20 protein-coding genes are annotated in these 21,603 nt (G+C 67.7%); 9 read left to right on the forward strand and 11 right to left on the reverse strand.

Going from position 1 to position 21,603, the window contains the following annotated elements; translation table 11 throughout:
• Positions 1 to 53 precede the first annotated feature (53 nt).
• The 6 genes from phaR to VGU65_RS06575 form a co-directional block, all read right to left on the reverse strand.
• The gene (gene phaR, locus VGU65_RS06550) at positions 54 to 530 is read right to left on the reverse strand and encodes a polyhydroxyalkanoate synthesis repressor PhaR (RefSeq protein ID WP_327473951.1); all 477 of its coding nucleotides are present in this window, start codon (positions 528 to 530) and stop codon (positions 54 to 56) included.
• Between the two features lie 87 nt (positions 531 to 617).
• The gene (locus VGU65_RS06555) at positions 618 to 2,171 is read right to left on the reverse strand and encodes a DHA2 family efflux MFS transporter permease subunit (RefSeq protein WP_327473952.1); all 1,554 of its coding nucleotides are present in this window, start codon (positions 2,169 to 2,171) and stop codon (positions 618 to 620) included.
• Between the two features lie 17 nt (positions 2,172 to 2,188).
• Positions 2,189 to 3,385 (reverse strand): HlyD family secretion protein, encoded by a 1,197-nt coding sequence (locus VGU65_RS06560; protein ID WP_327473953.1) that lies wholly within the window; start codon positions 3,383 to 3,385, stop codon positions 2,189 to 2,191.
• Positions 3,372 to 4,844, reverse strand: coding sequence for an efflux transporter outer membrane subunit (locus VGU65_RS06565; protein ID WP_327473954.1), 1,473 nt, complete (start codon positions 4,842 to 4,844; stop codon positions 3,372 to 3,374). Before VGU65_RS06565 ends, VGU65_RS06560 begins: the two co-directional genes overlap by 14 nt.
• A 25-nt stretch (positions 4,845 to 4,869) precedes the next feature.
• Positions 4,870 to 5,394 (reverse strand): MarR family winged helix-turn-helix transcriptional regulator, encoded by a 525-nt coding sequence (locus VGU65_RS06570; RefSeq protein ID WP_327473955.1) that lies wholly within the window; start codon positions 5,392 to 5,394, stop codon positions 4,870 to 4,872.
• A gap of 131 nt (positions 5,395 to 5,525) precedes the next feature.
• A complete protein-coding gene (locus VGU65_RS06575; protein ID WP_327473957.1) occupies positions 5,526 to 6,278 on the reverse strand; it encodes a TatD family hydrolase in 753 nt (250 codons plus the stop codon).
• 192 nt (positions 6,279 to 6,470) lie between these two features.
• On the opposite strand from VGU65_RS06575, the gene VGU65_RS06580 reads away from it, so the two are divergent.
• The gene (locus tag VGU65_RS06580; protein WP_327473958.1) at positions 6,471 to 7,064 is read left to right on the forward strand and encodes a glycine zipper 2TM domain-containing protein; all 594 of its coding nucleotides are present in this window, start codon (positions 6,471 to 6,473) and stop codon (positions 7,062 to 7,064) included.
• Positions 7,065 to 7,139: 75 nt separating this feature from the next.
• Positions 7,140 to 7,622 (forward strand): outer membrane lipoprotein, encoded by a 483-nt coding sequence (locus VGU65_RS06585; protein ID WP_327473960.1) that lies wholly within the window; start codon positions 7,140 to 7,142, stop codon positions 7,620 to 7,622.
• A 74-nt stretch (positions 7,623 to 7,696) separates the two neighbouring features.
• Here VGU65_RS06585 and VGU65_RS06590 read toward each other — a convergent pair whose 3' ends face one another.
• The 3 genes from VGU65_RS06590 to VGU65_RS06600 all read right to left on the reverse strand — a co-directional run bounded on the left by VGU65_RS06590 (position 7,697) and on the right by VGU65_RS06600 (position 10,608).
• Positions 7,697 to 8,131, reverse strand: coding sequence for a cell wall hydrolase (locus VGU65_RS06590; RefSeq protein ID WP_327473962.1), 435 nt, complete (start codon positions 8,129 to 8,131; stop codon positions 7,697 to 7,699).
• Positions 8,132 to 8,945: 814 nt separating this feature from the next.
• The gene (locus VGU65_RS06595) at positions 8,946 to 9,689 is read right to left on the reverse strand and encodes a 2OG-Fe(II) oxygenase (protein ID WP_327473964.1); all 744 of its coding nucleotides are present in this window, start codon (positions 9,687 to 9,689) and stop codon (positions 8,946 to 8,948) included.
• A gap of 49 nt (positions 9,690 to 9,738) precedes the next feature.
• A complete protein-coding gene (locus VGU65_RS06600; protein ID WP_327473966.1) occupies positions 9,739 to 10,608 on the reverse strand; it encodes a formate/nitrite transporter family protein in 870 nt (289 codons plus the stop codon).
• Between the two features lie 287 nt (positions 10,609 to 10,895).
• On the opposite strand from VGU65_RS06600, the gene VGU65_RS06605 reads away from it, so the two are divergent.
• From VGU65_RS06605 to lysS, 6 genes are all read left to right on the forward strand, one after another.
• Positions 10,896 to 11,537, forward strand: coding sequence for a cupredoxin domain-containing protein (locus tag VGU65_RS06605; protein ID WP_327473969.1), 642 nt, complete (start codon positions 10,896 to 10,898; stop codon positions 11,535 to 11,537).
• 5 nt (positions 11,538 to 11,542) lie between these two features.
• Entirely contained in the window at positions 11,543 to 13,864 is a 2,322-nt protein-coding gene (locus VGU65_RS06610; RefSeq protein WP_327473971.1) for a putative bifunctional diguanylate cyclase/phosphodiesterase, read from the forward strand.
• Complete coding sequence (locus VGU65_RS06615) at positions 13,861 to 15,096, forward strand: hypothetical protein (RefSeq protein ID WP_327473973.1); 1,236 nt, start codon at positions 13,861 to 13,863, stop codon at positions 15,094 to 15,096. The genes VGU65_RS06610 and VGU65_RS06615 overlap by 4 nt, the downstream gene beginning before the upstream one ends.
• Positions 15,097 to 15,221: 125 nt before the next feature.
• Positions 15,222 to 16,347 (forward strand): peptide chain release factor 2 gene (gene prfB, locus VGU65_RS06620; protein ID WP_327473975.1). Its coding sequence is split into 2 segments (ribosomal slippage): positions 15,222 to 15,296 and positions 15,298 to 16,347, totalling 1,125 coding nucleotides; the frame shifts between segments, so codons are not numbered across the junction.
• Between the two features lie 41 nt (positions 16,348 to 16,388).
• Positions 16,389 to 16,706, forward strand: coding sequence for a hypothetical protein (locus VGU65_RS06625; protein WP_327473977.1), 318 nt, complete (start codon positions 16,389 to 16,391; stop codon positions 16,704 to 16,706).
• Between the two features lie 95 nt (positions 16,707 to 16,801).
• Positions 16,802 to 18,313 carry a lysine--tRNA ligase gene (gene lysS, locus VGU65_RS06630; protein ID WP_327473979.1) on the forward strand — a complete coding sequence of 504 codons (1,512 nt, stop codon included), beginning with the start codon at positions 16,802 to 16,804 and terminating at the stop codon, positions 18,311 to 18,313.
• A 112-nt stretch (positions 18,314 to 18,425) separates the two neighbouring features.
• Here lysS and VGU65_RS06635 read toward each other — a convergent pair whose 3' ends face one another.
• Complete coding sequence (locus VGU65_RS06635) at positions 18,426 to 19,631, reverse strand: DUF1501 domain-containing protein (RefSeq protein ID WP_327473981.1); 1,206 nt, start codon at positions 19,629 to 19,631, stop codon at positions 18,426 to 18,428.
• 14 nt (positions 19,632 to 19,645) lie between these two features.
• The gene (locus tag VGU65_RS06640; RefSeq protein ID WP_327473983.1) at positions 19,646 to 21,166 is read right to left on the reverse strand and encodes a DUF1800 domain-containing protein; all 1,521 of its coding nucleotides are present in this window, start codon (positions 21,164 to 21,166) and stop codon (positions 19,646 to 19,648) included.
• Positions 21,167 to 21,295: 129 nt separating this feature from the next.
• On the opposite strand from VGU65_RS06640, the gene VGU65_RS06645 reads away from it, so the two are divergent.
• Positions 21,296 to 21,595: a YciI family protein gene (locus tag VGU65_RS06645; RefSeq protein ID WP_327473985.1), complete on the forward strand. Its 300-nt coding sequence runs from the start codon at positions 21,296 to 21,298 to the stop codon at positions 21,593 to 21,595.
• Positions 21,596 to 21,603: the final 8 nt, after the last annotated feature.

Here is a 21,603-nt window from a genome sequence, read left to right on the forward strand (position 1 = left end):
TCGCCGGACTGTAGCGGGCCGGGCGCCGGATTGGCACGCGGCGCCCGCGAAATTCAGCTCTTGCGGTTCTTGCTCGGCGGCGCCTGAGCGGCCGCGTCCAGGAACCCGCGCTGCATGGTTTTCCAGGCATCCAGGTTGCGCTCGGTGAGCTCGTTGAGCATCGACCAGGGCGTCTGGCCCATCAGGCTGTTCAACTGGGCGCGGAACTGTTGCTGCTGGTCCAGGAACACCTGCAGGCTGCGTTCCAGGTACGGTCCCATGAAACCCTGCAGCGAGTCGCCATAGAAGCGGATGATCTGGCTGAGCAACTGGGGCGACAGCATCGGCTGCCCTTTCTCCTCGTGCTCGGAGATGATCTGCAGCAGCACCGAGCGGGTCAGGTCCTCGCCGCTCTTGGCATCGCGGACCTCGAAGGACTCGCCGTCCAGCACCAACTGACGGACTTCTTCCAGCGTGATGTAGCTGGAGATCTCCGTGTCGTAGAGCCGACGGTTCGGATACTTCTTGATGATGCGCAGTTTTTGTGCCATGCGGACACGCTAGCAGAACATATTGCGCCGCACCAGTTGGCCATGCTGCACCCGCCGGTGCAGCAAAGAACGCCATGTCGCTGCGCGTCAATGTCCCATCGCGCCGCCGGCGCTGCCGAACGGCGGCTTGGCAAACCACAGGATCGGGATCAGCAGCACGAACAGCACCGCGCAGGCCCAGAACACGTCGTTCACCGCCAGGGTCAGTGCCTCGCGCGTGAGCAACTGGTCGACCAGTCCCAGGCTCTGCCGGTGAGACAGCCCCATGTGCGAGAGCTGGCCCAGGAAATGGGTGGCCGCCGGGTGTGCCGGGTCGATGTTCTCGGTGAGCGTGGCGTGGTGGCTTTCGCCGCGGTGCTGCCACAGCGTCACGGTGATCGCCGTGGACATGCTCGAACCCATCGTGCGGCAGAAGTTGGACAGGCCGGTGGCGCTGGCGATCTGCTCCGGGGGCAGGCCCGAAAGATAGATCTGGTTGAGCGGGATGAAGAAGCAGGGAATGGCGATGCCCATCACGAAGCGCGGCAGCACCAGCGTCGAGAACGAGGCCGAGCTGTCGAAAGTGGAGAACCACCAGGAGGTCGCGGCGAACACGACGAAGGAGAAGGTGACCACCGCGCGCAGGTCCAGCCGGTCCATGTTGCGGCCCAGGATCGGCGACACCAGAAAGGCCAGGATGCCTACGGGCGCAGTGGCGAGGCCCGCCCATGTCGCGGTGTAGCTCAGCGTGATCTGCAGCCACAGCGGGAACACGACGTTGATGCCGAAGAACGCGAACATGCCCAGCGTCAGCGCGATCACGCCCACGCTGAAATTGCGCTGCCTGAACAGCGACAGCTCCACCACCGGATGCTTGGCGTGCAGCTCCCACACGACCAGGAAGGTCAGGCACACCAACGCGACGATACCCAGCGTGGTGATCATCGGCGAGGCGAACCAGTCGTTGTCGTTGCCGTTGTCCAGCATGAACTGCAACGCGCCCACGCCCACCACCAGCAGCGCCAGGCCGACGGCGTCGATCGGTGTCTTCGCCGTCTTGGTCTCGCGCTTGTGCAGCAGGCCCCAGGTGATCACCGCCGCGGCCAGCCCCACCGGCAGGTTGATGTAGAAGATCCACGGCCAGGAGAAATTGTCGGTCAGCCAGCCGCCCAGGATCGGACCGAAGATCGGCGCCACCACCACCGTCATCGCCCACAGTGCCAGCGCGATGCCCTGCTTGGTCTTGGGGTAGCTGGACAGCAGCAGGGTAAGCGAGAGCGCCACCATCGGGCCGGAACCGGCGCCCTGCAGCAGGCGCGCAATCACCAGCAGCGGCATCGAGGTGGCTAGGCCGCAGACCATGGAAAAGGTGACGAACAGCAGCACCGACACCACGAAGCTGCGCACTTCGCCGAAGCGTCGCGCGATCCAGCCGGTGAGCGGTTGCATGATGGCGCTGGCCAGCGCGTAGGAACTGATCGTCCAGGTGCCTTCGCTCGGGCTCACGCCCAGGCTGCCGGCGATGTGCGGCACGGCCACGTTGACGATGGTCATGTCCAGCACCTCCATGAAGGTGCTGAACGCGACGGCGATGGTGAGCAGAACCAATGCCGTACCGTGCAGGGGCTGCAGCGGCTTGGCGTCGTTGGGCGTGGCGGCCATGGGGAAGGGCCTTCGGGTTATTTGGCGGCGCGGGGCAGGTTGGCCTGGATGATGCGCTGGGCCTCCTCGTCGGCCTTGCCCACCATGCGGTCGTACACGGACGTTTCGGCGACCGGCTGTTGCGCCGGCGCCTGCGCCAGCACCGGGCCGCGGTCATCGGTGATATCGACCGTCACCTCGGTGGACAGGCCCACGCGCAACGGATGGCGGTCCAGTTCCTTGTCATCGAGCGCGATGCGCACCGGCACGCGCTGCACCACCTTGATCCAGTTGCCGGTGGCGTTCTGCGCCGGCAGCAGCGAGAAGGCGCTGCCGGTGCCGGCACCCAGGCCCACCACCTTGCCGCGGTACTCGACGTCGCCGCCGTAGATGTCGGCCTTGATGCGGGCCGGCTGGCCGATGCGGATGTGCTGCAGCTGGCCTTCCTTGAAGTTGGCGTCGATCCACAGGTCGCGCAGCGGTACCACTGTCATCAGCTGCTGGCCCGGTTGCACGCTGTTGCCCAACTGCACGCTGCGCTGGGCTACGTAGCCGGAGACCGGCGCAAGGATCGCGTTGCGCTGGGCGGCAATCCAGGCGGCGCGGAAATTGGCGCGTGCCTGCAGTACGGCAGGGTTCTCCGCCACGTCGGTGCCCTCGATCGCCGCGTGCGCCGCGGCGGCCTGCGCCTCGGCTGCGTTCACTGCCGCGCGCGCCTGCGCCACGCCGTCGCGCAGATGCTGCACGATCTCGGGCGATTCGGCATGCGCGGCCAGCAGCGGCAAGTGGCGCTTCAGGTCCGCCTCCAGCCTGGCCAGTTCCAGCCGGCTGGAGGCGAGCTGCGCATCGGCGCCGCTGGCCGAGCTGGTCTGCTGGCGTACGCCACGCACCGCCTGCGCCAGGGCGCTGCGCGCCTGCGCCAGGCGGACCTGCGCATCGGTGGGGTCGAGCTTCACCAGCACCTGTCCGGCGTCCACGCGCTGGGTGTCATCGGCCATGATCGCCACCACGGTCCCCGGCACCTGCGCGGAGATCGTCACCTGGTTGCCGCCCACATAGGCGTTGTCGGTCTTCTCGCGGCGCGAGAGCACGAACAGCCACAGCAGCAGCCAGACCAGCGCGATCAGGATGAATACCGCCGCCACGATCAGCAGCGCGCGGCGGCGCTTGGCCGGATTCTTGGCGGCCAGGCCACTGTCGTTGTCGGCTCTCTTGTCGGCTTCAGTGGCGCTCATGGTCGGCTCCAGGGGAAGGGGATGTGGCGAGGTCGGTAGGGTGATCGCTGCGGTAGCCGCCGCCCAGCGCCTTGATCAGCGCCAGGTCGGTGGCCAGCGCTTGCGCGTGCAGCTGGGTGGCGGCGTCGCGCTGCTGCAACAAGGTCAGTTCCGCGGCCAGGCTCTCGCGGGCATCGCGGACGCCCATGCGCAGCCGCGCCTGCGCATGGGTCAGCAGGCGCTGCTCGGCGTCGAGCTGGGCCTGCTGTTCCTGGCGCTGCGCGGCGAGCTGTTCGGCGCCCAGCGCCTGGGTGGCCACATCGCGCGCGGCATCCAGCACGGCGCTGCGGTACTGCGCCACGGCGCTGTCCAGCTGCGCGCGGCTCAGGCCGTAGTTCGCCTCCAATGCGCCGCCCTCGAAGATCGGCAAGTGCAGTGCCGGCGTCACCGCGAAGGTGCGGCTGCCGGCGGTGAACAGCTTGCCCATGTCGATGCTGGACAGGCCCGCCAGCGCGATGAGGCTCAGGTCGGGGAAGAACTGCGCGCGCGCCGCGTCGGTCTGCTTGAGCGCCGCCTCGACCTGCCAGCGGCTGGCGGCGATGTCCGGGCGGCGTGCGATCAGGTCGAGGCGGGCATCGGCCGGCAGGCCCGGGGCCACGGTCGGCAGCGGGCGGGCCTGCAGTGGCGGAAGCTCGGCCGGTGCCACGCCCAGCAAGGAGGCGAGCACCGCGCGGCGTACCTTGGCCGAGCCGTCGATCGTCGTGCGCATCTGCCTGAGCGCCGCACGCTGAGCCTGGGCCTGCTCGACGGTGTCGGCCAGGTCGACGCCCTGGCGCACGCGCAGCTGTGCGATGTCGAGCAGCTGCTGCTGGGCGGCGAGCGACCGGTCCGCCAGCGCCAGGCGCGCCTGGTCGGCCTGCCAGCCGAAATAGGTGCTGGCGACGGCGTACTGCAGCGCCAGTGAAGCCGCACTGCGCTGCGCTTCAGCGGCATGCGCCTGGTCGAGTGCCGCTTCCACGGAGGCGCGCTTCTTGCCCCACCAGTCGAAGTCGTACTTCAGCTGGACGCCCAGGTCGGCCTGGTTGTACCAGGTGAAGCCGAGGAATTTGCTTGGAATCAACCCGTGCTCGCTCATGCGCTGGCGCGAGAACTGCGCGTTGCCGTTGATCGACAGGCCCATCTGCGCGGCGGCCAGGCGCGCGGACTGCTCGGCGCTCTGCACGCGGCTCTGCGCCAGCGCCAGGTCGGGCGCCTGGCGCAGCGCGCGATCCATCAGTTCATCGAGCTGCGGGTCGTCGTAGCCGCGCCACCATTGCGCCTGGGGCCAGCCAGCGCGGGTGGCGGTCTGGATGCCGGCGAGCGGCACGTCGTCGCGCAGTTGCGGTGGCGGGAGTTTCGCCGGCGGTGTGGCACAGGCGGCCAGCGCCAGCGCGATTGCCGCAGCCAGCGCGGTGCGAAGGCGGAGCGGGGCAGGCTTCATGGGGGCGTCCTTCACGGCTGCTTCTTCACGGGGAGGGAGCCTCGTCCAGGCGGTCGAGGTTGCCGGCGAGCTTGCGCAGCAGGCGGCTGAAACTGCGTTTCTCGGCGTCGCTGAAACCCGCGAACGCCGAGCTCACGCGAGGGAACAGCGGCGGCAGCAGCTTCTGCACGAAGCGTCGGCCGGCGGGGGTGATGCGGATGACCACGCGGCGGCGGTCTTCTTCGCTGGCGCCCCGGGTGATCAGCCCGCGTTTGACCAGTGCATTGGCGATCCGGGTCATGTTGGTGGCGCCCTGCGAGGTGTATTCGCACAGTTCGCCCGGGGTGGAACTGCCGTCCGGACGGCTGTACAGGATCATCAGCGTGAGGAAATCGCTGTGGTTGATCTTGTTGGGCTTGAGCGCCTGCTCCACCGCTTCGTCGAAGGTCTGGCCGACCATCAGCAGCAGGCGGGTCAGGCGTGCCTCGGTGGCGGGCATGTCGGGAATGACCTGACTGACCCGGCCGATTCCCTCGTCCATCATCGCGATACAGTCGCCCAGACGCGCCATTTCACCAACTCATATTTCACCAGTGAACAAATTTAGCGGGCCTGTGCTGCGTAGGCAAGAGGTTCCGCGCATCGCGGACGCCGACCGGGGCCCACGCTCGGGCCGCACCGACAAGGACGCGACGACGGGCCTCAGCGTGACAGGGACAGGCCGAACAGGCGGCAGGCGTTGGCGGTGGTGGCTACCGCGACCGCTTCCGCGGACTCCCCGCGCAGCTCGGCCACCACCCGCAGCGTCTCGATCATCCGCACCGGCTCGTTGCGCGTCCCTTGGTGGCCGGCATTGGGTTGATCAGGCGCGTCGGTCTCCAGCAGCAAGTGCCCGATCGGCATGCTCGACACCAGTTGACGCAGGCGCCTGGCTCGCGGGTAGGTAACCGGCCCGCCGATTCCCAGGAGGAATCCCATCTCGAAAAGCCGTTCGGCTTGCTGGTCGCTGCCCGCGAAGCTGTGGACCACGCCACGCAGACCCGGAAAGCGCCGCAGCGTGAGCACTATTTCCTCCACTGCGCGGCGCGCGTGGATGATGACCGGAAGGTCGAACTCGCCGGCGATCGCCAGCTGCGACTCGAAGTAGTGCCGTTGCGCGGAGCGGTCGAGTCCGTCGACATAGAAGTCCAGCCCGATCTCGCCGAGCGCGACGGCGCTGCCGTCGCGCAAGCGTTCGCGCAGATCTTCTAGGTGACCGGGCCGGTGCTGCGCGAGGAACAGCGGATGCAGCCCATATGCGGGTACCAGCTCTGCATGGCGCTCGCAAAGCGCAGCGATGCGCGGCCAGGACGCTGCATCGATGCCGGGGACCACCAGCAGTCGCACGCCCGCTTCGGCGGCGCGCGCCAGGACCTGTGCGCGGTCGCCGTCGAAACCGGCATCGTCGATATGCACATGGCTGTCGACCAGTAGCGGAGTCCCGGGAGCCGGATATGAGGGTTCCGTCACGCGTTCGTCACCTGGTTCGCACGTCGGCATAAAATGTCTAGGTCGGATTCAGTATGGCGAAGGTTCAATGGTTTTGCAGGTGAACGACGGACGCATGGCGCGCTCCGCGCGCCGCAAAGAACGAAGGAGATGGGAGTCATGAACAGGTTGATGGTCAATGCGCTTCAGGTGGGGATCGCGGCTGCGCTCGCGATGGGCATTTCGGCTTGCAACCGCGACGCCAGCGCCGATGCGGGCCTGGCCAATGGATCGTCCAGCGCCCTGGGCGGCGCATCCGGTGATGCCGCAGCCAAGTATGCACGCGTGGTGAGCGTCGATCCGGTACGCAAGACGGTGAACAACCCGCGCCAGGTGTGCCACGACGAAACGGTCACCAACAGCGAGCCGCCCAAGGACCAGCACCAGATCGCCGGTACGGCGATCGGCGCCATCGCTGGTGGGCTGCTCGGCAACCAGGTCGGTGGCGGCAGGGGCAGGACGCTCGCGACGGTGGCAGGCGCCGTGGCCGGCGGCTACGCCGGCAAGAGGGTGGAGGAAAGCCGCCAGCATGCCAACGTCACGACCTCGACCGAGCGCAAGTGCGAAACGGTCAACGACAGCAATACCAAGGTGGTGGGCTACGACGTGCGCTACGAATACAACGGCGTCACCCGTACCGTGCGGATGGATCACGACCCGGGTGATCGCGTCCAGGTGCAAGAAGGTGTGGTCGCCGTTTCCGACGCTCACTAAGGTAGGCATTAAGCACATCAACGGTCCATGGACGGACCGCACGCGATCACCGACGGACAGCAGAGGAGTCGTGCCATGGCCGCTCTATCACGCAATTCCATTCTCGGCGTTGTACTGACCGCTAGCCTCGCGCTAGGGGGGTGCGCCACGCCTTATGGCAACGGTGGTTATCGTGACCACGGCGGCTACCAGAGCTCCGACTACGGTTCTGCGCGTTGCCAGAACTGCGGCGTGGTGCAGGATATCCAGCAGGTTTACGTGCAGGGCGAGGGCCACGGTACGCTCGGGGCTGTGATCGGCGCAGTGGCCGGCGGCGTGCTGGGCAACCAGGTGGGCAAGGGCAATGGCCGCAAGGCAGCGACCGTTGCGGGGGCGGTGGCTGGCGGCGTGATCGGCAACCAGGTAGGAAAGCGCAGCGGCAGTGGGGACCAGCCTGCCTGGCGCATCACTTTGCGACTGGACAACGGCCAGTACGCCACGGTTACCCAGAGCGAGGATCCCGGCCTTCGTGTCGGTGACTACGCCCAGGTTCGCGGCGACCACGTCTATGCCATGTAGGTTCGGACACCTAGACGTCCAAATAAACGGCCCTCATGCGAGGGCCTTTTTTGTTCCTTGGCTTACGCGCCTGATCAGTTGACCGCGTAGAAGCGATGCTCGCCGATGGTGGTGCCGGTGTGGTTGAGCGACCATTCGGGTGCGATGGCCACGGTGGCGAAGTGGTCGGCGTGGGGCACCAGCAGCTGGCGCTGCGCAAGCGGCAACGCCCAGTTTTCCATCGAGGTGCCGGCGACCTTCCACGCCTTCGCAAAGGCGGCAAAATTGGTGATGTCGTACGAAGCGGGGGTGGCGGTGATGGCGAACTGGTGCGGGGCGGCGACGACCTTGCAGACAGTGTCACCCCAACGGCCGCGTTCACGACGGCGCAGCGCAACCTCCGCTACGGCAAGCTGACCGATGGTCGTCTCGCTGCGTGCCTCCAGATACACGGTCGTCGCCAGGCAGGCCTGGTCAGCGATCGGCTGCGGCAGGACGGACGTCAACCACAACAGCATGGAAAGTTTCATTCTGCCTCCAGCGTGCTGTACGTGCGGGATGAAAAATCCATCTCGTACGCCGTTGCGGTGGACGGGCGGGCAGGCCGTTCCACCTGGATGAATCGCCACGACCGAAACCAAGTCGCGACGCTTTGCCACGGGATTGTGGCGTTAGGCCGGAACGAACCGGCTTAAGGCATTGCGCGCACTGCCAATCGCGACCATGCATGATCTGTTCGAAGGCGGCTGCTGCTTTGATTGTTCCGCACGATGGCGGTCGTTCCATCCGGCGGTGGTTTGCCGGGTCGCGCCGATCCGGACCCCTCCGGTTCGTCGCGTGCACTGATGCCCGTAGGCGATGGGCATCATTCGAAAGTCCGCGGGAGCGTAGTGGCGGTACTCGTCGCTGGCAAGTGCCTGGGCGGGCCGATTCATATTCGACTCACGTTCATCCATTCGGCATCGCGTACGAGTGAATGCTGTCGCCGACATCAATTTTTTCTATCGTCAGCAAACCCAGGTCGGCCGCCATGTGCGGGCCAAGCCTTCGTGAAAACAAGGATTCGTGAGAGCCGCGTGACGCCGGTCATCCGTTCTGCAGAAAACAACGCCGAAGTTCCTCTCCGCAGCTAATGCAGTCGGCGAAACATCGTTGCCGCACACACATCGCGCACACGTCGAGAGCTCGTTCCCTTCGGCCGCTCATGATCGCCAGATGCCCTTGTCTCTCGGTACGAAGATGCGCGAGATCGGCAAGGGTGCAGGGCTGCTTTGTGCGCACCCAGCGGCGCAGGCAGTGGGCCTGCACCGCATTGGCAGGCGGCAAGCCAAAAGAGCATCGCGGCTACGTGGCCGCGTCGTGGAAGATGATTCCCAGCGTGTGGCGGCAGCCGCTGTGCAGCCGGCTCACGCCATGGCGCAGGTTCGCGCGGTAATAGCCGCGGGAACCGCGCACTGGACGATGGTGGACGGCAAAGACCACGGCGTCGCCCAGCGCCAGCGGCACGACTTCTGCCCGCGATTGCAGGCGCGGGCGTTGCTCGGTGAGCACGAACTCGCCGCCGGTGAAGTCCCGGCCGGGCGCAGACAGCAGCACTGCCAGTTGCAGCGGAAACACATGCTCGCCGTAGAGGTCCTGGTGCAGGCAGTTGTAGTCGCCAGCCTCGTATCGCAGCAGCAACGGAGTTGGGCGGCGCTGGCCTGCGGCGTGGCAGCGTTCCAGGAATTGGGTGTGCGTGGGTGGATAGCGCACGTCCAGGCCCATCGCCTCGTTCCACCGGTTCGCCAGCGGCACCAGCCGTGGATAAACCGTCGTGCGCAGCGCGTGCACCACCGCAGGCAGCGGATAATCAAAGTACCGGTACTCGCCGCGGCCGAAGCCATGCCGTGCCATCACCACGCGGCTGCGGAAGTGTTCCGGCTCCGGATAGAGCGATGCCAGCGTGCTGCACGTATGGGCGGCCAAGAGTGCCGGGAGCACCGCCTGGCCGTGCGCATCCAGAGCGGCATGCACGGCAGTCCAATCCATGGCCTGCAGGGCAATCAGCGGATCGTCGAGGTCGGGAACATGTGCGTGCGGCTTCGTCATGGCGCCAGTCTGGCGTTTTTCTCCGACGGACACCCTCCGATTCTTGCGCTCAACGTTCCTCGGCCTCGTCGCTGCGCACCTGGGCATGGCTTATCAGGGCGAAGATGCAACTGCCGCCGACGATGTTGCCTGCCAGTGTCGGCAGTGCGAAGTGCCACGCGAAAGCCCCGAGCGAAAGCCCGTGCGCGAACACCAGGTAGAGCACCTCGACCGAGCCGACGATGATGTGGGTGAAACCGCCCAGCGCGATCAGGTAGGTGGTGAGCACGATCACGGTGATCTTCGCGTGCTCCGCCGCCGGCAGCAGCCACACCATGGTCGCGATCAACCAGCCGGCGACGATGCCCTTGGTGAACATCTGCAGCGGCGAGTTGCCCATCATCTCGGTGCCGATGCCGAGCAAGGCGGCTTGTGTGGCCTGATCGAACAGGCGCATGTGCAGGATGCCGTAGGCAAACAGGCCGGTTCCGATCAGGTTGCCGGCGAACACCACCGACCACAGCCGCAACAGCGAGACGAGCGTGTGCAGGCTCGGATGGGTCATCAGCGGCAGCACGGCGGTCATCGTGTTTTCGGTGAACAGCTGCTGGCGGGCGAGGATCACCACCAGGAATCCGAATGGATAGCCCAGGCTTTCGATCAGGAAGCCGAAGCCTGTGGGCGCACCGCCCAGGTAGCGGTGCAACAGGCCGCGCGCGAGCATCGAGAAGCCCATCGACAGCCCGGCCGCCAGGGCCGACCAGCCCAGCGCGGCGATGCCGCGCTCCAGTTCCTCCTCGCCTTCGAGGCGGATGGTTTCATGCAGCACGGCCACCCGCGGCGGACGCTTCTGTTCGACCTCGCCCTGTTCCTTGTGCGACAGCGAAAAGCCCTCGCTGGCGCCGGAAGCGCGGTGGTCTTCGCTTCGGTTCTTCTGCATGCCGGGCTCCCGGAGGTGGGAACCGGAAAGCTACGTGGCATTGCGTAACCATGGCGTGGTCGGGGCGCCCTATCGAGCGCGAGCCCGCGTCCTCAGGAACCGGGCCGGTTCCGGTCCGCGCTCCGCTGCGGCAGTCGGGTGCCGGATGGTGCGTGCGGCGGCCGGGGCGAGGCTGCTCCAGCGCAGGCAACCCGAGAGAAGCCAGCCGCTCGTGCAACGGCCTCATTGACTGGGGCGCGGATGCCTGGGTTAGGCTAGCGCCGGGGATATCCAGGGGAGTGCGCGTCATGCGCTGGCGACTCGTCATGGCTTGGCTGCTGGCCGGCAGTGCAGGCCCGGCATGGGCGGGCCAACTGGTGGTGCGGGTCAGCGATTCGGGCGGCCATGCCGTGGGCGACGCGGTGGTAAGCCTGATGATGGCGGCAACGGCATCCGATCCGGCTCCCCGGCCGGTGACCCGCTACGTGGACCAGCGCAACGAGACCTTCATCCCTTACGTGCAGGTGCTGCATCCGGGCGATCGTGTGGTGTTCCGCAACAGCGACGGCACCCGCCACCATGTCTATTCCTTCTCCGAGGCGAAGGCGTTCGAGTTCCTGCTGCGTCCGGGCGAGAGCTCGCCGCCGCTGACCCTGGACAAGACCGGCCTGGTCGCGGTCGGCTGCAATATCCACGACCACATGATCGCCTACCTGTTGATCACCTCCGGGCAGGCGCTGGTAACGCCCCCGCAAGGACAGGTGGTCTTCGAGCACCTGCCGCCAGGACACTACACGGTCAAGGTGTGGCATCCGCAATTGCGCCCGGGTCAGGTACAACCGAGCGTCGAGGCGACCGTGGCCGAGGACGCGCCGGCGCACGCGGAGTTCGCGCTGTCGCTGATCCCCGATCCTCGCGGGTTCGCCGATCGCGAGCACCTGGACTACTAGACCCGATGCGCGTCGGCTTCCGCCTCCGCCTTGCGCTGTTCTTCGTCGCCACGCTCGTGACGGTGCAACTGCTCACCGCCGTGCTGGTCTACGGCGTCACGCGCCGCGCCATGGTCAGCGAGGGCGAGCGCCGGCTGGCGTTCAATGCGCAGGCTTTCGTGGCCCAGATGGACGACCTGTCGGCGCGCGTGGCGGGCAACGTCGAAGTGCTTTCGCTCGACTACGCGCTGCGCTCGGCGATCGCCGAGCGCGACCATGGCACGGTGTTTTCCGTACTGCGCAACCACGGGCGGCGAGTCGGCGCATCGCGCATGCAACTGGTCGGCCTGGATGGGCTGGTGGAAGTCGACACTGCCGACACGCACACCAGCGAACAGCGCTTCGCCTTTCCCGATCTTGCCGAACATGCATTCGACCGGCGCACCGCAGCGGTCGTGACGCTGCAGGCTAAGGCGTATTGGGTGGTGGTCGTGCCGATCTACGCGCCGCAGCCGGTAGCTCTGGTGGTGGTGTACGTGCCACTGGACGACGCGTTGCTCGATCACCTGCGCAAGCTGTCGGCGCTGCCCGGTGACATCGAGCTGGCGGTGCGGCCGGCCGGCGCGCCGTGGCGTACCGTCGCTCGCAGCCTCACTCATGCCGGGCTGGTAGCCAGCCTCGGTGGGCAGGACCTGCCGGCACGGCCCTCCGTACGCCTCGTGAGCGGCCACGAATACCTGGTGCTGGCGCAGCCTTTGAGCCAGCCTCACAGCGTCGCTCCCGTGGTGGCCGTGCTCGGCTATTCTCTGGAGGACGCGCTGCGGCCGTTCCGGTCGGTGGCGATCGCCTGGGCGCTGCTGCTCGCGCTGGGCCTGGTGCTGGGCCTGATCGGCGCCTGGCTGACCGCGCGCAGCGTGTCCCGTCCGGTGGAATCGCTCGCCGACGCGGCCCGGCGGATCGAAGCGGGCGACTATCACACGCCGCCCAGCCTCGACCGACGCGACGAGCTGGGCCAGCTCGCGGCGGCCTTCGGCACCATGGCCGAGGCGGTGCGCCAGCGCGAGGAACGCATCCGTGAACAGGCCTTGCACGACCACGTGACCGGCCTACCCAACCGCGTCGCCATCGAAACCACGATCGACCGTGCCCGCGAGGCTGGCTCCGGCCGTGGCGCCCTGCTGATGGTGGGCCTCACGCGCGTGCCGGACATCATCAAGACGATGGGACACGGGCTCTACGACCGGCTGATGCGCGAGGTCAGCGGGCGGCTGGGCCGGGTTGCCGCGCGGGCCTGCCTGGCGCGTGCCACGGATACCCAGTTCGTCGCCTGGCTGCCGAACGCGGATCGCAACGAGGCGATGGCGTCGGCGCTGCGCATCCTCGATGCGCTCGGCGCCCCGTACGTCGAGGCGGACGTCAGCATCGACACCTTGCCTGCGATCGGCATCGCGATGTATCCGGACGACGGCCTGCAGACCTCGGTGCTGCTGCGCCACGCCGAGGTGGCCCAGTTCGCCGCCAGCGGTGCGAGCCGGCCGCTGGCCTTCTACGAGGCGGCGACCGACCCTCACCGCGCCGAACGCCTGTCGCTGATGGGAGAGCTGCGCGAAGCGCTGGATCACGGCCAGCTGGTGCTGCACTACCAGCCTAAGCTGGAGCTCGCCACACGCCGCATTGACGGCGTCGAGGCGCTGGTCCGCTGGTACCATCCGCGCCGCGGCGCCGTGCCGCCGCAGGACTTCATCGGCATGGCCGAGGACACCGGCAACATCCAGCGGCTCACGCGCTGGGCGCTCGCTGCCGGCATCGCGCAGGGCAGCCGCTGGCACGCCTGCGGGCTGGCGTTGAAGGTGGCGATCAACCTTTCGGCGCGCGACCTGGCAGAGGTGGAACTGCCGTTGCGCATCGGGCGGCTGCTTTCAATCCATGGCTTGCCGCCCGGGCTGCTCACCGTGGAGATCACCGAGCGCGCGGTGATCGGCGAGCCGGAAAAAGCAATGCGCGTGCTCCGCGGGCTGGCCGACATGGGTGTGGGCATCGCGGTGGATGACTTCGGCGTGGGCCAATCCGCCTTTGCGTACCTGCGCCACCTGCCGGTGAGCGAGCTGAAGATCGACCAGACCTTCATCCGGCACCTGGCCCGCGACGCGGGCGATCAGACCATCGTGCGCTCCATCGTCGAGCTGGGCCACCGGCTGGGCTATCAGGTCACCGCCGAGGGCGTGGAGGACGCCCGCGCGCTGGAGCAATTGGCCGCGATCGGCTGCGACCATGCGCAGGGCTATTTCATCGCCCGCCCGCTGCCTGCCGCGGAACTGGCCGGGTTCGCGCGGGCCGGCGTCGCATGAGCCGTCGCCCGGGCCTGCGTCCGCTGGCATGGGCTTGCCTGGGCGTGCTGCCGCTCGCGGCACGGGCACAGGACCTCAGCCTGCATGGTTACGTCGACACCCGCCTGGTCGTGGCGCCGGCCGAGCAAAGCTGGGTGGACGGCGGCCTGGGCAAGAGCCGCTACGGTGGCACCAATGACGGGCTGCGCTTCGGCGGCGCAGCGCTGGTGGGCACGGCGCAGCTGACGCCCACGTTGCTCGCGTTCGCAGGATTGCAACTGCAGGACCGCCATCGCGCTGACGTCGATGTGCTCGAAGCCTGGCTGCGCTGGCGCCCGATGTCGACCACGCGCTGGCGTGGGTCGGTGCAGGCGGGCGCATTCTTTCCGCCGGTTTCGCTGGAGAACGACGCCATCGGCTGGACCAGCCCGTGGACGCTCACGCCGTCGGCGATCAACAGCTGGGTCGGCGAGGAGCTGCGTTCCGTGGGCGCGGAAGCGCGAATCGAACGGCGCGGTGACAACGCCACATGGGAACTGCGGGGTGCACTGTTCCAGCGCAACGATCCGGCGGGCAACCTTCTGGCCATCCGCGGCTGGTCGCTGAGCGACCTTACCTATGGGCTGGGCAGCCGCTTGCGCGAGCCGGATGCCTACGTGCGTGACGAAGGCGATGCGCCGCCGGTGCGCTACGACCCGTTCCGCCGGATCGGACGGCACTGGGGCAACTACCTCCGGGGCACCTGGCGTGCGCGCGGCTGGGGTCGGGTCAGCCTGATGCACTACGACAACCATGCCGATCCCGCCGCATGGGTGCCCTATGCCGGCGGGGATCGCCTGTACGCCTGGCGGACCCGCTTCTGGAGCCTGGGCGCCAGCGCCCAAACCGGCCCGGTCCAATGGATCGCGCAGGCGATGGATGGCGACACAATGATCGAACCGGTCGCGAACCGCTCCTTTGTGACACGCTACCGCGCCGCCTTCATATTGGTCGGATGGAACCGGGGCGCCTGGCGCCCGGCCTTGCGGCTGGACCATTTCAGTACGCGCGATCCAACCGCTGTGCCGGGCGCGTATGCGGGCGAGCACGGCAATGCAGTCACCGCTGCACTCAACTGGCGTCCGCACGACTGGTTGCGGCTGACCCTGGAGGCGCTGCGCATCGACAGCATGCGCACCGCCCGCACCGACTACGGCCTGCTGCCCCGCAGCCGCGGGACCCAGGTGCAGCTGAGCGCCCGGCTGTTCTACTGACGGCGTATTCCTGCCGTTCTCCCGACACGCCGGCCACCACGTATCCGACCGTGGCGGGGCTTTGCTATTCTTCCTCGTTCCCGTCAGCGCCCGTCCGGGCGCCACCACCACGGCCATAGGTTTTCATGATCGAGACCAATCCGATCCTCGCGCAGATCGCGGACCTCACGGACCGCGTCGAGTCGCTTAGGGGGTATCTTTGACTACGCCACCAAGCGTGAGCGCCTCGAAGAAGTAAGCCGCGAGCTGGAAAGCCCCACCGTTTGGGACGACCCGCCGCGAGCGCAGGAACTGGGCCGCGAACGCGCCCGCCTGGACACCGTGGTCACCGGCATCGACGAGCTCACCGCCGGCCTGTCCGACGCCAAGGAGCTGCTGGAGATGGCCGCGGCCGACGGCGACGAGGACACCGTCAGCTCCGTCGCCGATGACGTGCAAAAGCTCGAGGCCCGCGTGGGCAAGCTCGAGTTCCAGCGCATGTTCTCCGGCAAGATGGACTCGGCCAACGCCTTCGTCGACATCCAGGCCGGTGCTGGCGGCACCGAGGCGCAGGACTGGGCCGAGATGCTGCTGCGCATGTACCTGCGCTGGGCCGAGTCGCGCGGCTGGAAGGTCGAGATGATGGAAGTCTCCGGCGGCGAAGTGGCGGGCATCAAGTCGGCCACCTTCCGCGTCGAGGGCGACTACGCCTATGGCTGGCTGAAGACCGAGATCGGCGTGCACCGCCTGGTGCGCAAGAGTCCGTTCGACTCGGACAACCGCCGTCATACCAGCTTCACGTCGGTGTTCGTGTCGCCCGAGGTGGACGACGACATCGACATCGAGATCAACCCGGCGGATCTGAAGACCGACGTCTATCGCTCCTCCGGCGCCGGCGGCCAGCACGTCAACAAGACCGAGTCGGCGGTGCGTATCACGCACGTGCCCACTGGCGTGGTGGTCGCCTGCCAGACCGAGCGCAGCCAGCACGCCAACCGCGACCGCGCCATGAAGATGCTGGCGGCAAAGCTGTACGAGCTGGAACTGCAGAAGCGCAACGCCGAGAAGGACGCGCTGGAAGCGACCAAGTCCGACATCGGCTGGGGCAGCCAGATCCGCAACTACGTGTTGGACCAGAGCCGCATCAAGGACCTGCGCACCGGCGTGGAGCGCTCGGACACGCAGAAGGTGCTCGACGGCGATCTGGACGAGTTCATCGAGGCCAGCCTCAAGTCGGGCCTGGATGCCGGCGCCAAGCGCATTGACGCCTGATTCCGATCACCGGCGATCCGATTACTGACGAGGTGACCTGCATGAACGGCAAGACCATCGGGACGCTCCTGTTTGCCTGCCTTGGACTGGTTGCGGTCGGCGTGGCCGCGCAGCCGCAAGGCAGCGGCGCGGGTCAGTCCATCAAGCAGGACGCCAAGGCCGTCGGTCATGGTGTGGCCGACGGCGCGCGCGATATCGGCCATGCGACCAAGCACGTTGCCAAGAAGGTGGGGCACGGTGCGAAAGAGGCCGGCGTCGGCATCGGCCATGGCGCGAAGAAGGCCGGCTTAGCGGTCGGCCATGGCGCACGCGAAGGCTGGGACGCCACCAAGCATGCGGTCAAGCAGGTGTTCGACTAGAGCGATAGCGTCCGCACAAACGCGTTTTCCCAAATTCCATTACCAGCCACGAGCCATTCGCTGCCCGGCACAGACCGGCAGCCACGGAACCCTCCATGAGCGAAGCCACCGATAGCCTGCCCGTCGACGAGAACAAGCTGATCGCCGAGCGCCGCGAGAAACTCAAGGGCCTGCGCGGGCAGGGCATCGCCTTCCCCAACGATTTCAAGGTCGACGCCTTCGCGGGCGATCTGCGCAGCGAGTTCGCCGATCGGGACGCCGAAGCCATCGATGCGGCCGCGCGCCGCGTGAAGGTCGCTGGGCGCATCGTGCTCAAGCGCGTGCAGGGCAAGGTGAGCTTCGTGCAGATGCAGGACTTCACCGGCCGCATCCAGCTTTTCGTCCACCAGGGCACGGTGGGCGAGGAAACCTACGAGGCGTTCAAGGGCTGGGACGTGGGCGACATCGTGGGTGCCGAGGGCCAGCTTATGCGCACCAAGACCGGCGAGCTGTCGGTCAAGGTGGAAAGCCTGCGCCTGCTGACCAAGAGCCTGCGCCCGTTGCCGGACAAGTTCCACGGCCTGGCCGACGTGGAGCAGCGCTATCGCCAGCGCTATGTCGACCTGATCGTGACCGAGGAGGCGCGCCGCACCTTCGCGCTGCGCTCGAAGATCATCGGCTTCATGCGCCAGTGGCTGGAGGCCGAACCGCGCCGCTTCATGGAAGTGGAGACGCCGATGATGCACGTCATCCCCGGCGGCGCCACGGCCAAGCCTTTCGTCACGCACCACAACGCGCTGGACATGGATTTGTACCTGCGCGTGGCGCCGGAGCTGTACCTCAAGCGCCTGGTCGTGGGCGGCTTCGACCGCGTCTACGAGATCAACCGCAACTTCCGCAACGAGGGCGTGTCGACCCGGCACAATCCCGAGTTCACCATGCTGGAGCTCTACCAGGCTTACGCCACCTACCACGAGATCATGGACCTCACCGAGGCGGTGATCCGCGAGACGGCGAAGAACGTGCTCGGCACTACCGAGCTCACCTGGGAAGGCGCGCAGATCGACGTCGGTCCTGCCTTCCGCCGTTGGCGCATGGAGGACGCGGTGCTGGAGCACAATCCGCAGATCAGGCGCGAGGAACTGCGCGACCGCGAGGCGCTGGCCGCGCATGCGGCGCGGCTGCGCATCCAGGTCAAGCCCGGCTACGGCTGGGGCAAGCTGCTGCTGGAGATCTTCGAGAAGACCGTCGAGCACACGCTTGTGCAGCCGACCTTCATCACCGACCACCCTGTCGAGGTCTCGCCGCTGGCGCGCGAGAGCGACACCGACCCGGGCATCACCGACCGCTTCGAACTCTTCATCAATGGCAAGGAGATCGCCAACGGCTTCTCCGAGCTCAACGACCCGGAAGACCAGGCCGCCCGCTTCAAGGCGCAGGTCGAGGCCAAGGAATCGGGCGACGACGAGGCCATGCACTTCGACGCCGACTACATCCGCGCGCTGGAGGTGGGCCTGCCACCGACGGGTGGCTTGGGGATAGGCATCGACCGCCTGGTGATGCTGCTGACCGGCTCGGCCTCGATCCGCGACGTGCTGCTGTTCCCGTACATGCGTCCGGAAGCTTAGGTCGCTCTACCGACGGCCACCGTCACCGAGCGAGGTGGCCCCGAACGCACGGTGCCGGCCGATCTCAAGCGGCCGGTGGCATGACTGGCGGCAGGGGCGGCATGGCCGGATCTCAGACCAGCCCCAGGTCGTTCGGTCGTGCGCCGGGAAACACGTGTTCTACCTGCCCGGCGGACAGGCCCCAAAGGCGACGGAACACGCCGCCCAGCACGTCTCGGTAGTTGTTGAGCACGGGATAGTCGCGGTTCTGCAGCAGGTTCCCCGCCGTCACCGTCACCGCCACCTGCTCGCCGGCGACACGGCCGCCGGAGACGCGGCCGCCCATCAGCCAGTAGGCCGTGCCGTGGCCGTGGTCTGTGCCCTTGTCGCCGTTCTCGCGGAAGGTCCGTCCGAACTCGGAAATGACCACCACGACGGTGTTGTCCCACTCTGCGCCCAGCGCTTCGCCGAAGGCGGCGAGGCCCGCGCTGAGGTTGGCCAGGCTGGTCGCCAGCCGGCCCGTCGCGCCACCCTGGTTGACGTGGGTGTCCCAGCCGCCCACATCGACGAAGCCGAGCCGGTACCTGCCGAGCATCAGTCCGGCCATGCGCCGGGTCTGCGTCACGAAGCTGGCCGCACCGGGCGCGCCGCGACTGGCAGCCAGCATTTCCTCCTGCTTGTCCTGCGCGACTTCCTGCTGAAGGGCGAGGCCCTCGTGGGCGGCCGGCGCAAGCGCGGTGCCCTCGTACATGCCGGCCAGGATGGACGCCTGGCGCGCGTCGAATCGCGCATGGCCACCTCCGCCGAGCGCGATGTTGGGTACTGGGCCGCCGCCCTGGAGGCTCAGGGGCAGGCTGCGGGTGAAAGCGATCGGCGGCACGCCGGTGAGTAGGCCGGAGAGCCGCGCGAGGAAGCCGGAACGGTCGTGCCCGTGCATGCCGCCGGCCTGGCCCGACTCGATGTCGTCCTGTGTCTCGAAATGGCTGCGCGAGAGGTCGGCGGTGCCGGCGAACGGCACGAAGGCAAGCTGCTTGCGCTGCCAGTAGGGCAACAGCGCGTCGCGCGCCGCGGGACCCAATGCCCATTGCGCATCCAGCGCCACGGCCGCTTCCGGGTGTGAGCCGTCAGGACGTGCAATCGCCAGGTTCGGCCGCGATTCGTAATAGAACTCGCTGCCGTAGGGCACCAGCAGGTGGTTGCAGTCGTAGCCGCCGCGCAGGAACACCAGCAGGAAGCGCGGCGTGTCCGCAGGCGCGGCAAACAGGCGCCCCGAGAAGCCGAGCGCGGGCGCGCAGAGGAGGGTAGTCGCGGTGGAGCGCAGGAACTGGCGGCGGTCCATGGGATGTCCTCGCATCAGCGGTAGTTGAATTCGGGCGACGCGAGCAGGAAGGCATTCCATTCCTGTCGCGAGCCGGCCTGGGCAAGCGCGGCACGGGTGCGCGCGGACAACCGCGGCGCCAGCACTGCCTGGTAGAGCGGTCCGTCCAGTGCCGGAACCGCTTGCGCGTCCTTCCATAATCCGCGGCCGTTGCCGATCGCGCGAGCGACGGCAAAGCGTTCGGTCATCTGCCCGGCGCTGGACCAGCTCGCACCGTCCAGCGGCCAGCCATCGGGAGTGGGCCGACCGAACAGCGGCTCGCCCAGCTGGGCAAGCCAACGGGCAATGGGCCTGGCATCGTCCACCGGACGGCCGTCAGCCACGAAGCGCACCGCGGAGACGACGAACTGCGTGGGGTCCTTGAACTTGCCGCCGCGGGCGGCGATCAGTTCCGGTGAGGTGAACATCGTACGCAGCACCTGGGCGATGTCGCCGTCGCTGTGCTGGAAGGTCTGCGCCATGCGTTCGACCAGCGCGGGCGGCGGAGCATCGGCCACGAAATATTCCGCCAGCTGGCGCGAGACGAACCGCGCGCAGGCTGGCTGGCTCACGATCAGGTCGACCGCCCGGCGTACCTCGTCGAAGCCGCCGCCGCGCAGGTGCTGGCCGAGCAGTTCCTTGTCGCCGTCGTCATGCCGGCGGGGAATGAAGGCGGCCAACCCGTCCCCCAGCGGCAGGGGACCGCGATGGCCGCGGCCACGCGGTCCATCCCCACGCATCGGTGTCAGGCCTACGCCGGTGAGGATGCGCGCCAGCTGTTGCACGTCCTGCTGGGTGTAGCCGGCGTCCACGCCCAGCGTGTGCAGCTCCATCAGCTCGCGTGCGTAGTTCTCGTTGAGCTTGTCGCTGGCGTTCTGTGCATTGTCCAGGAACACCAGCATGGCCGGGCTCTGCAGCGTGGCCATCACCAGGTCGCGGAACTTGCCCAGGGCATGCGGGCGGATGCTGTGCTCGGCGTAGTCGGCCACCAGCCAGTTCACCTCTGCCTTGCGGGCGAACACGCTGAAATGGTTGAGCCAGAACCACACCATCTGTTCCTTGAGCTGGTTGGGGCCGTACACCGCGTGCAGCAGCACGTTCTCACGCGCCTGTTCGGCCAGCGCGTTGCCCTGCTGGCGCAGGTCCTTGCGGGCTTCACGCTTGTCCTGGTCCGGCAGCGTGCGCAGCCGGCGGCGGGCATCGCCCAGGGTGGCTGCCAGCGCAGCGGGCGTCAGGTGGGCGATGTCCATGGAGTCGAGCTGCGCCTGGATCGGTGCCGGCAAGGCATCGCCCAGCCGGTCGTCCAACTGGGCGTCGAGCAGGCCCTCGCGGCCCAGCCGCCGGTACTGGGCGAGGGCCGTGCTGTCTACGCCGAAGCCGTCCCGCTGCAGCCAGGCGATGGCGTCGGGCGGCAAAGGCGCATCCGCGGCCTGCAGCGGCGCGGCCCTCAGTGCCGCTACGGCGGCGATCCACGCGATGCCGCGGCAAGAGCGGGCAACACGGGTGATCAGGCGCATGGCTGGGACCTCGATGGCTGGGGGCTGGCAGCGCTAACGCAGCCAGGGGTCATCGGGATGACACGCGAGCTCCGCAAGCCGCGCGCCCGTCCGCTACCATGGCGGTTTTCCGTCGAAGGTTTTCACGCCATGTGGTTCTGCATCATCGCCAAGGATCATCCCGACACGCTGGAGCGCCGACTGGCCGCTCGCGGCGAGCATCTGGAACGGTTGAACGCCTTGCAGGATGCCGGCCGCCTGCTGCTGGCCGGGCCGTTCCCGGCGATCGAATCGGAGAACCCGGGCCCGGCCGGCTTCACCGGCAGCCTGATCATCGCCGAATTCCCCAGCCAGACCGAGGCGCAGGCCTGGGCCGCGGCCGATCCCTACGTGGCCGCCGGCGTCTATGCGGACGTAAGCGTCAAGCCGTTCCGCAAGACCTTGCCGTGAGCGAGGCG

This window comes from Frateuria sp., from assembly GCF_035943815.1.
Taxonomy (GTDB): Bacteria; Pseudomonadota; Gammaproteobacteria; order Xanthomonadales; family Rhodanobacteraceae; genus Frateuria_A.

Coding starts and splice junctions, on each gene's coding strand:
- phaR (WP_327473951.1), bottom strand. CDS start 530: ATGGCACAAAAACTGCGCATCATCAAGAAGTATCCGAACCGTCGGCTC.
- VGU65_RS06555 (WP_327473952.1), bottom strand. CDS start 2,171: ATGGCCGCCACGCCCAACGACGCCAAGCCGCTGCAGCCCCTGCACGGT.
- VGU65_RS06560 (WP_327473953.1), bottom strand. CDS start 3,385: ATGAGCGCCACTGAAGCCGACAAGAGAGCCGACAACGACAGTGGCCTG.
- VGU65_RS06565 (WP_327473954.1), bottom strand. CDS start 4,844: ATGAAGCCTGCCCCGCTCCGCCTTCGCACCGCGCTGGCTGCGGCAATC.
- VGU65_RS06570 (WP_327473955.1), bottom strand. CDS start 5,394: ATGGCGCGTCTGGGCGACTGTATCGCGATGATGGACGAGGGAATCGGC.
- VGU65_RS06580 (WP_327473958.1), top strand. CDS start 6,471: ATGAACAGGTTGATGGTCAATGCGCTTCAGGTGGGGATCGCGGCTGCG.
- VGU65_RS06585 (WP_327473960.1), top strand. CDS start 7,140: ATGGCCGCTCTATCACGCAATTCCATTCTCGGCGTTGTACTGACCGCT.
- VGU65_RS06590 (WP_327473962.1), bottom strand. CDS start 8,131: ATGAAACTTTCCATGCTGTTGTGGTTGACGTCCGTCCTGCCGCAGCCG.
- VGU65_RS06595 (WP_327473964.1), bottom strand. CDS start 9,689: ATGACGAAGCCGCACGCACATGTTCCCGACCTCGACGATCCGCTGATT.
- VGU65_RS06600 (WP_327473966.1), bottom strand. CDS start 10,608: ATGCAGAAGAACCGAAGCGAAGACCACCGCGCTTCCGGCGCCAGCGAG.
- VGU65_RS06605 (WP_327473969.1), top strand. CDS start 10,896: ATGCGCTGGCGACTCGTCATGGCTTGGCTGCTGGCCGGCAGTGCAGGC.
- VGU65_RS06610 (WP_327473971.1), top strand. CDS start 11,543: ATGCGCGTCGGCTTCCGCCTCCGCCTTGCGCTGTTCTTCGTCGCCACG.
- VGU65_RS06615 (WP_327473973.1), top strand. CDS start 13,861: ATGAGCCGTCGCCCGGGCCTGCGTCCGCTGGCATGGGCTTGCCTGGGC.
- VGU65_RS06625 (WP_327473977.1), top strand. CDS start 16,389: ATGAACGGCAAGACCATCGGGACGCTCCTGTTTGCCTGCCTTGGACTG.
- lysS (WP_327473979.1), top strand. CDS start 16,802: ATGAGCGAAGCCACCGATAGCCTGCCCGTCGACGAGAACAAGCTGATC.
- VGU65_RS06635 (WP_327473981.1), bottom strand. CDS start 19,631: ATGGACCGCCGCCAGTTCCTGCGCTCCACCGCGACTACCCTCCTCTGC.
- VGU65_RS06640 (WP_327473983.1), bottom strand. CDS start 21,166: ATGCGCCTGATCACCCGTGTTGCCCGCTCTTGCCGCGGCATCGCGTGG.
- VGU65_RS06645 (WP_327473985.1), top strand. CDS start 21,296: ATGTGGTTCTGCATCATCGCCAAGGATCATCCCGACACGCTGGAGCGC.